Consider the following 14,303-nt stretch of genomic DNA (forward strand, 5'->3'; position numbering starts at 1 on the left):
AGAGGATACTCTGCAACAGGCGAATGATTTGTGGAGTGTAATGTGCACTCAATCATCATCTTAGCAATACTTACACAACTTACACGAGAAATGGTCACAAACTGTTATGGCTGTACTTGAAATCCTCGAATTTCCCGATCCTAGACTGAGAACGGTCGCAAAGCCGGTTAAAATAGTCGACGATCGCGTCCGCAAGCTGATCGACGATATGTTCGACACCATGTACGAAGCGCCCGGCATTGGCCTCGCGGCCAGCCAAGTCAATGTCCATGAGCAAATCGTTGTTATCGACACCAGCGAAGACCGCAGTGAGCCACTGGTGTTTATTAACCCAGAGATTAGCGTATTGGATCACGACACCTTTCAATACGACGAAGGCTGTTTGTCGGTACCCGGTTTTTATGAAACCGTGGAGCGCCCCCAACACATTCGGGTCAAAGCCCTAGATCGCAACGGCGACGCCTTTGAGATGACCCCAGAGGGCTTGCTCGCGGTGTGTATTCAACACGAAAACGACCACCTGCTGGGCAAGCTGTTTGTCGATTATATATCGCCGCTCAAGCGCAACCGCATTCGCGGCAAAATGGTCAAGCTCCAAAAGCAAAAAGCCGCGGACAAAGCATGAGTACACCGTCGTTGCGACTGGTGTTTGCTGGCACCCCCGAGTTTGCCGCCCGTCACTTACAGGCTTTGATAGATGACGGCCACCACCACATTGTGGCCGCATACACGCAACCTGACAGACCTTCTGGCCGCGGTAAAAAAACGCAACCCAGCGCCGTGAAGCAGTGCGCAACGGCAGCGGGAATTCCGGTGCTGCAGCCCGCTAATTTCCGCGACTCACAAGACCGCGACCTACTTGCCAGTCACAATGCCGACCTTATGATTGTGGTCGCCTATGGGCTACTGCTGCCCCAAAGCGTTCTCGATATACCAAGGCTAGGCTGCGTGAATGTTCACGGTTCACTGCTACCCCGCTGGCGGGGCGCAGCACCTGTTCAGCGCGCCATTGAGGCGGGTGACGTCGAGACCGGCGTGACCATTATGCAAATGGACGCCGGACTCGATACCGGCGCCATGCTCAGTAAAATCAGTTGCGCCATTAACCCTCAAGACAGCGCCGCCGATTTGCTTGAACGCCTTGCCGATCTGGGTGGCCTAGGTCTTGTCGCCGCCATTGCAGCACTCGCTGAGGGCCGCGCTAAACCTGAAGCCCAAGATGATAGCCTGAGTAATTACGCCGCCAAAATAAGCAAGGCCGAAGCGGAGATTAACTGGCAGCTCGACGCCCCGAGTATAGACCGTAAAATACGCGCCTTTAATCCGTTTCCGATCTGCTACACACGCTTCGCTACCAGCCGACCGGACGAGCGGATAAAAATCTGGCGCGCCCAGCCAGAAAGCGATACGCCACAAAATCAAGCTGCCGGAGCAATTATCAGCGCAAATAAAGGCGGCATCGTCGTTGCCTGCGGTGACAACAGCTGCCTGCGTATTCTTGAATTACAAATGCCCGGCGGAAAAATCCTCGCCGCCAAAGATGTACTTAACTCCCGCGCCGAGCAATTCGCCCCCGGCACCTTGTTTGCCAGCCAAGGCACCCTATGAAATGTCCTAGAGTCGCAGCCGCGCGCTGCCTCGCCAGTATTGCCCAAGAAGGCAGCTCACTGTCTCGACAATTACCCCGCGAAGAGCAAGATCTCGATCCCGGCCAACGCTCACTATACCGGGAGCTATGCTACGGTACGCTGCGTCATTACTGGCGCCTAGACGCTGGACTCAAACCGTTGTTCAGCAAGGGTCTGAAGCCCAAAGACAGCGACGTTAAAATGCTAATTTTAATCGGCGCCTATCAGCTTTTTTACACACGTATCCCCCCTCACGCTGCCATTAACAGCGCAGTAGAAGGCTGTCGCAGCCTCGGCAAAAAATGGGCTGCGGGCATGACTAACGCCATACTGCGCCGCTGTCAGCGCGAAAAAGACACGCTGCTTAAGGGCTTGAAGCCCGCGGCCGACGCCGCATTTCCGGCGTGGCTCTACCAGTCACTTGCCCAAGCATGGCCGGACCAGCTCCCCGAAATCATCAGCGCCAGCAATGCCCACCCGCCATTTTGCCTGCGCCTCAATCGCCAGCATCAAGAACGCGACGCCTACTTGCTTGAGTTAGCCGCACTCAACATGACCGCCAGCCCCTGTGAGTTTGCCCCCTACGGCATTCGCCTGGAGCAAGCCTGTGGCGTAGACAAGCTACCCGGCTTTTTTGATGGCCATATCAGCGTCCAAGACGAAGCGGCCCAGCTCTGTACCGAGTTACTCGATTTACAGACCGGTCAGCGTGTCTTAGACGCCTGCGCCGCCCCAGGGGGCAAAACCGGCGCAATACTTGAAGCGCAACCAGCATTGAGGGAAGTGCTCGCCCTCGATATAGACGCGCAGCGCCTAAGCCGCATAAGCGAAAATTTAGCGCGCCTGCAGCTCGGCGCGACCTTGGTGACCGCCGATGCCGCTGATCTCGACAGCTGGTGGGATGGCAATCACTTTGATCGGGTCTTACTGGACGCGCCGTGCTCAGCGGTCGGGGTTATTCGTCGCAACCCTGACATCAAGTTGAATCGCGTGATGAGCGATATTGCACCGCTGTGCCGCCTGCAGGCGAACTTGCTCGACAGTTTGTGGCAATGTTTAAGTCCCGGCGGCCTATTTGTTTACGCCACGTGCTCATTGCTACCCGCAGAAAATGAAGAGCAGATTAGCGCGTTTCTCAGCAGGGAGCCCAGCGCTGAACTCGTGCCGCTTAACGTTAATTGGGGCGTGGATCGCAGTGGTTGCCGACAGCTGTTTCCTCAGAATCAGGGCCAAGACGGCTTTTTCTACGCCTTGTTACGGAAAAAACTGTCAACACAGCTATTGAGTGCCACACTAGAAGAACACACAATTAGTGCATAACAGCGACAGCGCAGGCGATAGCGAACAATGAAAATTATCATACTTGGGGCTGGGCAGGTCGGTGCGACTCTGGCTGCAAACCTCGCCAGTGAACACAATGACATTACGGTGGTAGATAAAGACCCGGATCGTCTGCGTGAACTGCAAGACCGCCTCGATATTGGCACGGTAACCGGCCAGGCCTCGCACCCAGATGTACTGGAGCGCGCCGGCGCCGCCGACGCCGATTTATTGATTGCGGTCACCAACAGCGACGAGATCAATATGGTCGCCTGTCAGGTTGCTTACACCTTGTTTCGCACCCCAACCAAGATTTCGCGAATTCGCTCCAACTCCTACAGCAACGTGGAAAAACTGTTTGGCAACGATGCGATTCCCATTGACGTTTTTATCAGCCCAGAAGAGCTGGTCACCCAGTACATCAAGCGCCTATTACAGTATCCCGGCTCCCTACAGGTGCTGGACTTCGCCGATGGCCGCGTCCAGCTTGTCGCCGTTAAAGCCTATTACGGCGGCCCAATGGTCGGCAATGAGCTGGCCGCCATTCGCGAGCATATGCCCACCGTCGACACTCGCGTAGCCGCTATTTTCCGCCGCGGCACCGCCATTATGCCCAGCGGCGATACCGTGGTCGAAGCAGGTGATGAAGTGTTTTTTATTGCCGCTAAAAAGAACATTATGCCGGTGATGAGCGAGCTGCGCCGTCTCGATACACCGTATAAACGTTTAGTGATTGCCGGTGGCGGCAATATCGGCGAGCGCCTGGCCAGAGCGGTTGAGAGCCGTTACCATGTTAAAATTATTGAACGCAGCTACGATCGCTGTCGCGCCCTGTCCGAACAATTATCTAAGGCCATTGTGCTGCACGGCAGCGCCTCTGATCACGACTTACTCGCCCAAGAAAATATTGAAGAGACCGATGTCTTCCTCGCGCTAACCAACGATGATGAAGCAAATATCATGTCATCACTGCTGGCAAAGCGGATGGGCGCGAAAAAAGTAATAACACTTATCACCAATCCAGCCTACGTTGATTTAGTGCAGGGTGGCGATATTGATATTGCGATTTCACCTCAGCAAATCACTATTGGTAGCCTGCTCACCCATGTACGGCGTGGCGACATCTACAATGTGCACGCGCTGCGCCGCGGCGCTGCTGAGGCCCTAGAGATCATTGCCCACGGTGATAGCCGCTCATCAAAGGTTGTGGGCCGCCGCTTAGATGAAATTGTGCTGCCCGAGGGTGTGAGTATCGGCGCCTTGGCGCGCGGCGAAGAAGTACTTATTGCTCACAGCCACCTACAAGTGGAGCCCGAGGATCACTTAATTCTGTTCTTAGTCGACAAAAGTAAAATTAAGCTGGTCGAAAAACTTTTCCAAGTCGGCTTTAGTTTCTTCTGATGATTAAGCACCTCCTCAAAGCCCTATTAGACAAAGGCAGCTCATGCACCTGAGTATTATTTGCCGAATTATTGGCATGTTGCTAATGATATTCAGCCTGACCATGGCCGTGCCCGCGCTGCTATCCATTTTATTTAGCGACGGCGCGTTGAACGCCTTTGTTTGGGCTTTTACACTCACCTTCTGCTCCGGCTTGCTGCTCTGGGTTGGCAATTTAAAGCAGCGCCAAGAGCTCAGTATCCGCGATGGGTTTTTAGTGGTGTCGCTGTTCTGGACCGTACTGGGTTTGTTTGGTGCTCTGCCTTTTTACCTCGCCGACAACCCCGGCTTATCGATTAGCGAATCTGTATTCGAATCGATTTCTGGCCTTACTACCACCGGTGCCACCGTAATTACTGGGCTAGATGAATTGCCAATTTCTATTTTATTTTATCGGCAATTTTTGCAGTGGTTGGGAGGCATCGGCATCATTGTTATCGCCGTTGCCATTCTCCCTATACTCGGCATTGGTGGTATGCAGTTATACCGAGCTGAAACCCCTGGCCCAGTCAAAGATAATAAACTTACGCCACGCATAACCGGCACCGCCAAAGTATTATTCTTAATGTATTTAGCGTTAACCGGCATGTGCGCTCTGGCCTATTGGCTGGCGGGCATGAGTATTTTTGACGCAATTGGTCATTCCTTTTCAACTGTAGCAATAGGCGGATTTTCTACCCACGACGCCAGTATGGGCTATTTTAACAGCCCGCTCATCTTGATGATTTGCAGTGCCTTTATGCTCTTCGCCGGAATGAGCTTTACCATTCATTTTCACGCTTGGCGCGGCCGCTCTTTAAAACAATATTTTCAAGATTCTGAAACAAAATTTTATTTATCAGTTATCGCCATCGCCATTCTCACAATTTCGATTTACCTGTTTTTTAGCGGCACATATTCCTTAAGCGACAGTATTGTGCATGGCATTTTTCATACTGTTTCAGTGGCAACCACGGCCGGCTTTGGCGCCGAAGATTTTTCAATATGGCCGAGCTTTTTGCCGGTCGCCGTCATTATGCTGTCATTTATGGGTGGCTGCGCAGGCTCTACCGGTGGCGGCATGAAAGCGGTTCGCGTCATGTTAGTTGCGAAGCAGGGCATCCGCGAAATGAATCAGCTTATTCATCCCAGTGCAGTAATACCGCTAAAAATAGGTACTCACCGAGTTGAATCGAAAGTCGTTAGCGCGGTATGGAGCTTTGTTGGGGTATACATGATTTCGTTTATCATTATTACCTTGGCCATGATGGCTTGTGGATTAGACTCCCTCACCGCATTTTCAGCAACTGCCGCCGCCATCAACAATATGGGACCGGGCTTGGGAGAGGTTGCCGCAAGTTACCGCAGCGTGAGCGATGCCGGAAAATGGATTCTGTGCTACGCCATGCTCCTTGGGCGCTTAGAAATATTCACTTTACTGGTATTACTAATGCCAGCATTTTGGCGGCGTTAGGGAATGACAGAATACCGCGATCCATTAATTAGCAAAGCGAAATGGAATTTACGCCATCAACAGCGCAGCATGCCGGTATCCCCGTGCAGTGTGCTACAAGACCATTGCAACTTACTTCCCTCTGCGGGGCGTGCCCTCGATATTGCTTGTGGCTTGGGTGGCAATGCCGTTCTACTCGCTCAATCCGGACTGTCATGCGACGCCATGGATATTTCAGACATCGCTGTTTCACGCTTAAACACGTATGCCCAAGACCAGTCATTAGCAATATCAGCCAGACCAGTCGATATTGAGAACAAGGAATTTACGGTAGCGCCCGCACAATACGATGTCATTGTAGTGAGCTACTTTTTGTATCGGCCGCTATTTCCAGCCATCGCCGCGGCACTAAAACCTGGTGGCTTATTATTTTATCAAACCTTCGTCAACACCGCTGATCGGCTTCAACACGGACTCAGAACGCCCGACTTTTACTTGCAAGAAAGGGAATTGCTATCACAGTTTAAGGAGCTAGAAATACAGTATTATCATGAAGGTGAAAATACCAATAGGGCAAAACCGAGTGTTGAAGCAGCGCTGGTCGCGCGCAAGCCACGCTCAAGGATATCTATCTAATGCACATTTTTTTATTTGACTAGGTGAGTCATGGGATATCTTGTTTTGGCCATTAGCTTGTTAATGTCTGTCGCACTGGCGGCTGCGAGCTATTTTGGGCTAAAAACAACGTATCAACCCGCGTTGCTCGCACTTGCGGTTCTCACCAGCTGCACTTTACTGTTAAGCGCGGGGTTTAGTGTTTACGTCGAAATATTGCGCCGACGCGGGGCATGGCTGCAGACAGAAAACCAAAAATTGGCGGTTCTCCTCGAGCATGGTTCTTCGGCGATACTGCTCCTCAATACCAAATTCTTGCCCGAATATATAAATTACCGCCACCCTACGTTGGAAAAGCTTAACGCAGAACAGTCCGGCGACCTCATTAATATCCAAAAGTGGAAAAAGTACCTAACCCCAGAAACCCGGCAACGAATTCGCGAGGCGATCGCGGACGGAGCCGTATGGCAGGGCGAATTGCGTTTCGACAATTCGGAGCACGAGCATTATCTATCGACAAGTATTTCGCCAGTCTTAAATCAAGCCGGTGAGCTCAGTAGAATTGTCGTGTGCTGTGAAGACATTTCTGAACACAAGGCAATTGCTGACCGCCTATTTATTCGCGAGCACTACAATGTATTAACCGGCTTGCCTAATCGCCAATTCGCGCTGCGCAGCTTGCATGCGGCAATTGATAAATATTCGGCGCAACAACAAGAATTTATTTTAATTTATATTGATTTAGATCGAATTCGTTATATCAACGAGTCTTTGGGGCACCATGTCGTCGACAAGATTCTTATTGAGACGGCTGAACGTCTGCGACGCAGCGTGCGCGACGAACATATTCTTGCCCATCTCGGAGCGGATGAATTTTTAATTATTCTCGACGCTGGCAGCTGTCACGATGAAGCATGCATTCAGGTCGACAGCCTGCTCGATCGCTGCCGCGCGCCTTTTTATATAGAGCAACACGAAGTCACTATTTCGGCCAGTATTGGCCTCAGTCAGTATCCCGACAATGGTGACGACGCTAACACCCTGATGCGCCGCGCGGAGGCGGCTATGTTCGAAGCGAAAAATCAGGGCGGCGATCGCTTCAGCTTTTATAATGAAAACATGAGTGATCAAGCCGACCGGCGCCTAGAGATCGAGCATCAGCTGCGCCATGCCATTGCCCGCAAGGAATTCGAACTTTATTACCAGCCCGTCATTAATCTTAGCGACAATCAATTGATCGGCGTTGAGGCATTACTGCGCTGGAAAAATGAGAAACTTGGCCAGCCAAGTCCCGATGAATTCATTCTCATCGCCGAGCACAGCGGCCAAATAGTGACTATTGGCAATTGGGTACTGGAGCAGGCCTGCCAGCAAATCATGGCGTGGTCACGGGCAGGCTTCCCAGCCCTGAATGTCGCGGTAAATATCTCGAGTAAGCAATTTATCGACGGCAATATTTTAGCGAGTATCAATCACGCGCTAAAGCAAAGTGGCTTACCCGCAGCACAGCTTGAACTGGAGATTACCGAAGGTTTATTACTCAACGACACACCCGCTATTCGCGATATATTCAAGCAGCTAAAAATGTTTGGCGTGCACTTATCTCTAGACGATTTTGGCACCGGGTACGCCTCCTTAAGCTATCTCAAGCGCTACCCCTTCGACACCCTTAAAATTGATCGTAGCTTTGTGAAAGATATTGATAACTGCCAAGACAGTATTACCCTGACTAACGCCATTATCGCGATGGCTCACAGTTTTGGCATGCGAGTGATTGCTGAGGGGGTCGAAAATTTAAATCAACGTCGTATTCTTCGCGAGCGGCATTGCGATATGGTACAGGGCTACCTGTATTCTCCCGCCTTACCAGCCGATGATTTTTTAGACTGGGCAAAACGCTATAGTGAAATGCAGCATAGCAAGCATGTATAAGCGCAGCGACCGCGCGGGTAAATTCGCCGCACTTGCATCAATAGCTGTATTTATATACAGTATAAAGTAACCAATAAATACCGTTCAACAAGTAAACGAGGTGGAGTATGGCGGTAGTAGCGAAGTGGATGTGTGATAGGGATAATAGTATGTTTGACAACAAAAAAGACGCTGACGCCTATGACAAAATGCTGGAATTGGCAGAGGGTTTTGCCGCCTTGTTGTTGCAGCATATACCGAGTGTCGACGAGGCTCAGGCGGAAGAGTTTGGTATTTTCCTGTCTAAAAACAAAGAAGCAGTAATGCAAGCTTGTAAAGGTAAGGTAGAAGTGCTGAGTGAAATCGACAGCGACGCTAGCCCCAGCAATGTTAGCCCACTCGCAGCCCAAGCTTAAATATCAGTGTATGTAGCGCAGCTACGCGAGCTGCGCATCGCCTTTGTCACCCGTGCTTGCGGCTGTCTTTAATCAGCTCATAAGCCGCCTGGATCTCTTGGGATTTTTCAGTCGCAATTTTCATCATATCTTCCGGCACACCTTTGGCAATCAACTTGTCAGGGTGGTGCTGGCTCATCAGTTTTCGGTAGGCGCGCTTTATTTCGGCGTCAGTCATTGCCTCTGTTACACCAATCGCCTTGTAAGCCGCCTGTAATTCACTGGCACTACTGCGCGCTGATTGCTGGCCACCAGCGCCACGACCGTGGAACTGGCGCTGGGCCATCGCCATATCCAGCAAGCGCTGGAAGTCTCGAGCTGACACACCGATATAGCCTGCAACCCGTAATAAAATTGTTTTTTCGGCTGAGTCAACTTCGCCGTCGGCCAAGGCCATTGTCAATAAGGCTTCCAACAACATTTGCCTCAACAAGGGCTGCGTTCTCGCCACCGACATAAAGTCGGATATTTGTGGTTCTAATTGAAATTCGTCGGCGCTGCCCTCTTTAAATAAAGTGATTGCTTCCTGACGCCGTGCCCCAGTCAAACCAAACTGGGCGATAATCGCCTCAGCCTGAGCCACTTCAGATTCACACACCCGGCCATCGGCCTTTGCCACATGGCCCATCACCCTAAAGACGGTTTCAAACAACACGCCCTGTATGCGTTCACGTTCGGCGCCATAGTTAAAGCCCATGGCTTGTTTCAGACCGCGATCGAACATTACCCCGACACCAAAGCCCAAGAGCGCAAATAGTGGGCCACCCATTAGAAAGCCCAAAAATGCGCCGATAAATTTTGCCATTGCCATCATTCCTATCAAATCTAAGGGCTGATCATAACAAGTCGATATGGCCGTCGGCTAGAATCATCCTTAGTCTTAGCCCTCAGCCTCGCAACTCTGTATAATTCCTGTCTTTGTTTATTTAATGGGGAAGACAGTGAGCAAGGCAGACGTCAGCACCTTTCAAGGGCTAATCTTGGCATTGCAACAATACTGGGCCGAGTATGGCTGCGTGTTATTACAGCCGCTGGACATGGAAGTCGGTGCGGGCACCTTTCATCCCGCCACCTTTTTGCGCTCTATTGGCCCAGAAACATGGAATGCCGCCTATGTTCAGCCCTGTCGTCGTCCCACCGACGGCCGTTACGGCACCAACCCCAATCGCCTACAGCACTATTATCAGTTTCAGGTGATTATGAAGCCCTCGCCAGCCAATATTCAGGATTTGTATTTAGACTCTCTGAAAATGCTCGGCATAGACCCCCAGGTACACGATATCCGCTTTGTTGAAGACAACTGGGAATCGCCGACCCTCGGCGCCTGGGGCTTGGGTTGGGAAGTGTGGCTAAACGGCATGGAAGTCACCCAGTTCACCTATTTCCAACAAGTTGGCGGTCTCGAGTGCTATCCGGTCAGCGGCGAGATCACCTATGGCCTAGAGCGCATTGCCATGTACCTGCAGGGCGTGGACAGTATTTACGATTTGGTGTGGACCAGAGGCCCTGCTGGGGACGTCACCTACGGTGATGTTTTCCACCAAAACGAAGTAGAGATGTCGCACTTTAATTTTGAAGAGGCCGATGTAGAACAGTTGTTTGCGCAATTCGATCACTGTGAAGCCGAAAGCCAGCGCCTGATAGAAAAGGGACTGCCCTTACCGGCATATGAAATGGTGATGAAAGCTTCCCATGCCTTTAACCTCTTAGATGCCCGCCATGCAATTTCTGTTACCGAGCGCCAGCGTTTCATCCTGAGAGTGCGAAGCTTAGCCCGCGCCGTTGCCCAAGCTTATTTTGATGCCCGTCAAAAACTCGGTTTTCCGCTTGCCCCGCCGCATCTTCGCGATGAAGTTCTAGCTGCAGCCGAGGAGAAGAAATAATGAGCGCACGCGATCTATTAATCGAGATTGGTACCGAAGAACTGCCGCCAAAAGCCTTAAAGACCTTGTCTGCTGCGTTCAGCGAAAGCATTTCTGCGCAGCTCGCCGGTAAAGAATTGGGCTTTACACAGTTAAAAAGCTTCGCCACACCACGTCGCTTGGCCGTGCTAATTTGCGACTTGGCAGAGCGCGCGCCAGACCGAGAACTTGAGATTTGGGGCCCACCGGCGAAAGTCGCCTTTGACTCAGCCGGCAAGCCAACCAATGCCGCAATAGCCTTCGCCAAGAAGAACCAGCTCAACAGTGATGAGCTACAGAGTCACATTGCCAACGATGGTAAACAGGATAAGCTTTGCTATCGCAGTCGCGTTAGCGGCGCCATGAGTAAAGATATTATTGGCGAACTCATCAACACCGCGCTGGCGGGCCTGCCTATTGCAAAGCGCATGCGCTGGGGTGCGTCACGTGCCGAGTTTGTTAGGCCAATCCACTGGCTGTGTATTGTTTACGGTGACGAGGCTATCTCGGAAACTATTTTTGACTTGCACGCCGACAGACTCAGCCGTGGCCATCGCTTTCATTGCAACGAAACCTTAAGTATCAACAATGCCGCCGACTACGAAACGCTTTTGCGCGAGCAGGGTAGCGTCATAGCGGATTACGATGTTCGTCAACAAGACATCCGCCAACAAGTCATTGCTTTAGGTGAGAGCTTAGGCGGTCGCGCCGTCATCGACCCCAAACTCTTAGATGAAGTTACCTCCTTAGTTGAATGGCCAGTGGCCCTAGCCGGAAGCTTTGAAGATCGCTTTTTGAAAGTGCCACCTGAAGCACTTATCTCATCGATGAAAGAGCACCAGAAATATTTTCACGTTGTAAATTCTAACGGCGATCTTATGCCGAATTTTATAACTGTGGCTAATATTGAAAGTCGCGATCCGCAGAAGGTCATTGACGGCAACGAGCGTGTTATACGTCCCCGTTTAAGTGACGCTGCTTTCTTCTTTGAAACAGATTGTAAAATCAGCCTTGAAAGCCGTCGTGAGCGTCTTCGCAATATTGTTTTTCAAGCAAAGCTCGGTACTATTTTTGCTAAAACTGAACGTGTCGCGGCATTGAGCGCAGCAATAGCCAAACTTCTTAACACAGACCCCAGTAACGCGGTGCGGGCAGCCACACTGTGCAAGAGTGATCTTGTCACCGAGATGGTACTCGAGTTCGACGACCTGCAAGGCATCGCCGGCTACTATTACGCACGGAACGATGGTGAAGCCGACGACGTTGCCCTAGCAATGAACGAGCAGTATATGCCGCGCTTTGCTGGCGACACCTTACCAACAACACTCACCGGGACTATTGTGGCCCTCGCAGACCGGCTTGATACCATCTGCGGTATTTTTGGTATTGGTCAAATTCCCACTGGCTCCAAAGATCCCTTTGCACTGCGACGCGCATCTCTCGGTGTTTTAAGACTAATTACAGAAAACCAGCTCGATCTCGATTTAAAACAATTAATCGATCTCGCCATTGCACAACACCGGACGATTAACGCGGGCGATAAGCTCAGCGCAACCGTGCTCAGTTATATTCTCGAGCGCTTAAAAGCGGGCTACGAAGACAATGGTATCACCGCCGAAGTGTTTATGGCGGTCAGCGCAAAGCAACTGAGCAAGCCTCTGGATATTGACCAGCGTGTTAATGCGGTGCAGGCCTTCACCAAACTACCCGAAGCCGCTGCACTTGCCGCCGCCAACAAACGCGTGTCCAATATATTGGCCAAGGCGGAAGGGCAGCTAACTAGGCAAATCGACACCAGTTTATTGGTGGAGGCGGCCGAGCAAATTCTCGCGCAGCAGCTCAATGAGCAGCATGCCATTGTGGCACCGCTATTCGCTGCCGCACGCTTTGAAGATGGCCTTAAGTCTCTCGCCGGCTTACAAACCGCCGTCGATGACTTTTTTGACAAAGTAATGGTGAACGCAGAAGAGCCTGCCTTAAAAAATAATCGCTTAGCGTTGCTTACGCAGCTACAAGGCTTATTTCTAGAGGTAGCGGATATATCCCAGCTCGTCGCCAGTAAGTAAACTGTTTGCCCCACCACTTACTCTGGTGGGGTTTTTCGACCTGGGTATTATGCAGCTTAAGGACAGAATTTTTAATGACGCTTTTAGCAAATGTACTCTGCGCGATACGTTCGGCGCTATTCTTTTTTGGCTTAGGTTTAGTCACTATTTTTATTAGCCTGAGCGGTATACTTTTTACGTGGTTTTTGCCCTTCCACATACGCGGTCGCTATTTTGTTTTAGGAAATGCCGCCATTATCTTTTTGCTGAAGGTCTGCTGCGGGGTAAAAACCGAAGTGCACGGTAAATTGCCAACAGATCGGCCCTTTGTCGCCATGGCCAAACACCAAAGCCAGTGGGAGACATTTTACTTGCAGTGGAGCCTATTCCCAGTCGCTACCGTGGTGAAGCGCGAACTCTTAAGCATCCCTTTTTTTGGTTGGGCACTGCGCTTTATGAATGCCATAGGTATAGATCGCAGCAATCCGCGCTCGGCTATGCGGGAACTCAATACCAAGGGTTTAAGTCGCCTAAGAAGCAATTATAGCCTGCTAATTTTTCCTGAAGGCACCCGCACCTTGCCCGGCGTTCGCGGCCACTATGCCCGCAGTGGTGCCAGCATTGCTATTGCCGCTGGCGTGCCGGTTTTACCAATCGCACATAACGGTGGCTTGGTTTGGCCTACTAAAAGCCTGTTAATTCGCCCAGGAACAATAAGCCTAGTGATTGGCGACGCAATTCCCAGCACAGATCGGGAAAGCCGCGAACTCACCCTAGAAGTAGAAAACTGGATTGAGGACCAATGCGCAAAAATGCCTCAGTAGCAACCAAGCTAAGCGTCACCCTTCTAGACAACACGGAGCGAAATAAGAATTCAATAGCTAGTACAAGGAGGTAGAGCGGGGAGGGGGCTAACGCTAAAGACCAACCAAGGAACAGGTTGGGCTTTAATGTGGGATCCCGTAATTTCTGAACCAAGCACCCCCTAGCAATACTGATCAGTTCACGAATTACGGGATTAAGTCTTTATCCAAAAATCCCATAATACATGAGATTTTCAGCACGAAACCCCGAAATTCGTGAACCACTTTTAAAATCAATAGGTTACGGTGAGCCTGCCGATTATCTACTAAACTGCGAGAAATCGGCTTTAAAAATACGGTAGTGTTCAGAATTCTGTGTCATTTCTTTATCCTGTAGCAAAAAGGAATGACTCATGTCCAAGCAAAAACCCACTTTCGACATTGATGCCGCTATTGCTGCCCTGCGTGAAGGGCAAGACCTCACCGGCAAGGATGGTGTGTTCACGCCCCTGATCAAACAGCTGACCGAGCGGCCATGCAGGCAGAACTCGACAGTCATCTGGGGCAAGAACAGCCATCCAACCGCAAGAATGGTAGCACCTCAAAAACTAATAAAAGCACTACCGGCAATTTCGAGCTAAACACCCCGCGTGACCGAGCTGGCACCTTTGAACCGCAACTGGTCAAGAAGCACCAGACCCACCTCACCAATGAGATAGAGCGGAAGATTCTCGCTCTGTTTGCGCTGGGCAC

Annotated in this window: 12 protein-coding genes and 1 pseudogene; 12 read left to right on the forward strand and 1 reads right to left on the reverse strand. The window is 51.0% G+C overall.

Translation table 11 applies throughout. The features are described from left to right. The first annotated feature begins 106 nt into the window (after positions 1-106). From def to ABYP33_RS13705, 8 genes are all read left to right on the forward strand, one after another. A complete protein-coding gene (def, locus tag ABYP33_RS13670) occupies positions 107-625 on the forward strand; it encodes a peptide deformylase (RefSeq protein WP_373091644.1) in 519 nt (172 codons plus the stop codon). Continuing rightward, a complete protein-coding gene (gene fmt, locus ABYP33_RS13675; RefSeq protein ID WP_373091645.1) occupies positions 622-1,608 on the forward strand; it encodes a methionyl-tRNA formyltransferase in 987 nt (328 codons plus the stop codon). Before def ends, fmt begins: the two co-directional genes overlap by 4 nt. Next, positions 1,605-2,948 (forward strand): 16S rRNA (cytosine(967)-C(5))-methyltransferase RsmB, encoded by a 1,344-nt coding sequence (gene rsmB / locus ABYP33_RS13680; RefSeq protein WP_373091647.1) that lies wholly within the window; start codon positions 1,605-1,607, stop codon positions 2,946-2,948. The genes fmt and rsmB overlap by 4 nt, the downstream gene beginning before the upstream one ends. A 27-nt stretch (positions 2,949-2,975) precedes the next feature. Further along, positions 2,976-4,349, forward strand: a complete 1,374-nt coding sequence (gene trkA, locus ABYP33_RS13685; protein ID WP_373091648.1) for a Trk system potassium transporter TrkA — start codon at positions 2,976-2,978, stop codon at positions 4,347-4,349. A 43-nt stretch (positions 4,350-4,392) separates the two neighbouring features. After that, positions 4,393-5,841, forward strand: a complete 1,449-nt coding sequence (locus ABYP33_RS13690; protein ID WP_373091650.1) for a TrkH family potassium uptake protein — start codon at positions 4,393-4,395, stop codon at positions 5,839-5,841. Positions 5,842-5,844: 3 nt separating this feature from the next. Continuing rightward, on the forward strand, positions 5,845-6,456 hold the full coding sequence (locus ABYP33_RS13695; protein ID WP_373091652.1) for a class I SAM-dependent methyltransferase: 612 nt from the start codon (positions 5,845-5,847) through the stop codon (positions 6,454-6,456). Between the two features lie 30 nt (positions 6,457-6,486). Further along, positions 6,487-8,367 carry a putative bifunctional diguanylate cyclase/phosphodiesterase gene (locus ABYP33_RS13700; protein WP_373091653.1) on the forward strand — a complete coding sequence of 627 codons (1,881 nt, stop codon included), beginning with the start codon at positions 6,487-6,489 and terminating at the stop codon, positions 8,365-8,367. A gap of 149 nt (positions 8,368-8,516) precedes the next feature. Then, positions 8,517-8,762 carry a YebG family protein gene (locus ABYP33_RS13705; protein ID WP_373091655.1) on the forward strand — a complete coding sequence of 82 codons (246 nt, stop codon included), beginning with the start codon at positions 8,517-8,519 and terminating at the stop codon, positions 8,760-8,762. Between the two features lie 46 nt (positions 8,763-8,808). On the opposite strand, the gene djlA is transcribed toward ABYP33_RS13705, so the two are convergent. Then, complete coding sequence (gene djlA / locus ABYP33_RS13710; protein ID WP_373091656.1) at positions 8,809-9,606, reverse strand: co-chaperone DjlA; 798 nt, start codon at positions 9,604-9,606, stop codon at positions 8,809-8,811. 136 nt (positions 9,607-9,742) lie between these two features. On the opposite strand from djlA, the gene glyQ reads away from it, so the two are divergent. The 4 genes and pseudogenes from glyQ to ABYP33_RS13730 all read left to right on the forward strand — a co-directional run. Further along, on the forward strand, positions 9,743-10,684 hold the full coding sequence (glyQ, locus tag ABYP33_RS13715) for a glycine--tRNA ligase subunit alpha (RefSeq protein WP_373091657.1): 942 nt from the start codon (positions 9,743-9,745) through the stop codon (positions 10,682-10,684). Further along, positions 10,684-12,768 carry a glycine--tRNA ligase subunit beta gene (gene glyS / locus ABYP33_RS13720; RefSeq protein WP_373091658.1) on the forward strand — a complete coding sequence of 695 codons (2,085 nt, stop codon included), beginning with the start codon at positions 10,684-10,686 and terminating at the stop codon, positions 12,766-12,768. Before glyQ ends, glyS begins: the two co-directional genes overlap by 1 nt. A 74-nt stretch (positions 12,769-12,842) precedes the next feature. Further along, on the forward strand, positions 12,843-13,571 hold the full coding sequence (locus ABYP33_RS13725) for a lysophospholipid acyltransferase family protein (protein ID WP_373091659.1): 729 nt from the start codon (positions 12,843-12,845) through the stop codon (positions 13,569-13,571). Between the two features lie 392 nt (positions 13,572-13,963). Beyond that, a pseudogene (locus ABYP33_RS13730) lies at positions 13,964-14,303 on the forward strand (transposase); the annotation flags it as partial.

Origin of the sequence: Zhongshania sp. (genome assembly GCF_041584495.1) — a bacterium.
In the GTDB taxonomy this organism is placed as follows: Bacteria; Pseudomonadota; Gammaproteobacteria; order Pseudomonadales; family Spongiibacteraceae; genus Spongiibacter.

What these genes read in the sequence shown, in the direction of transcription:
- ABYP33_RS13695 (WP_373091652.1), top strand. Translation starts at nt 5,845, where the DNA reads ATGACAGAATACCGCGATCCATTAATTAGCAAAGCGAAATGGAATTTA.
- rsmB (WP_373091647.1), top strand. Translation starts at nt 1,605, where the DNA reads ATGAAATGTCCTAGAGTCGCAGCCGCGCGCTGCCTCGCCAGTATTGCC.
- ABYP33_RS13725 (WP_373091659.1), top strand. Translation starts at nt 12,843, where the DNA reads ATGACGCTTTTAGCAAATGTACTCTGCGCGATACGTTCGGCGCTATTC.
- def (WP_373091644.1), top strand. Translation starts at nt 107, where the DNA reads ATGGCTGTACTTGAAATCCTCGAATTTCCCGATCCTAGACTGAGAACG.
- glyS (WP_373091658.1), top strand. Translation starts at nt 10,684, where the DNA reads ATGAGCGCACGCGATCTATTAATCGAGATTGGTACCGAAGAACTGCCG.
- ABYP33_RS13700 (WP_373091653.1), top strand. Translation starts at nt 6,487, where the DNA reads ATGGGATATCTTGTTTTGGCCATTAGCTTGTTAATGTCTGTCGCACTG.
- ABYP33_RS13690 (WP_373091650.1), top strand. Translation starts at nt 4,393, where the DNA reads ATGCACCTGAGTATTATTTGCCGAATTATTGGCATGTTGCTAATGATA.
- ABYP33_RS13705 (WP_373091655.1), top strand. Translation starts at nt 8,517, where the DNA reads ATGTTTGACAACAAAAAAGACGCTGACGCCTATGACAAAATGCTGGAA.
- fmt (WP_373091645.1), top strand. Translation starts at nt 622, where the DNA reads ATGAGTACACCGTCGTTGCGACTGGTGTTTGCTGGCACCCCCGAGTTT.
- trkA (WP_373091648.1), top strand. Translation starts at nt 2,976, where the DNA reads ATGAAAATTATCATACTTGGGGCTGGGCAGGTCGGTGCGACTCTGGCT.
- djlA (WP_373091656.1), bottom strand. Translation starts at nt 9,606, where the DNA reads ATGGCAAAATTTATCGGCGCATTTTTGGGCTTTCTAATGGGTGGCCCA.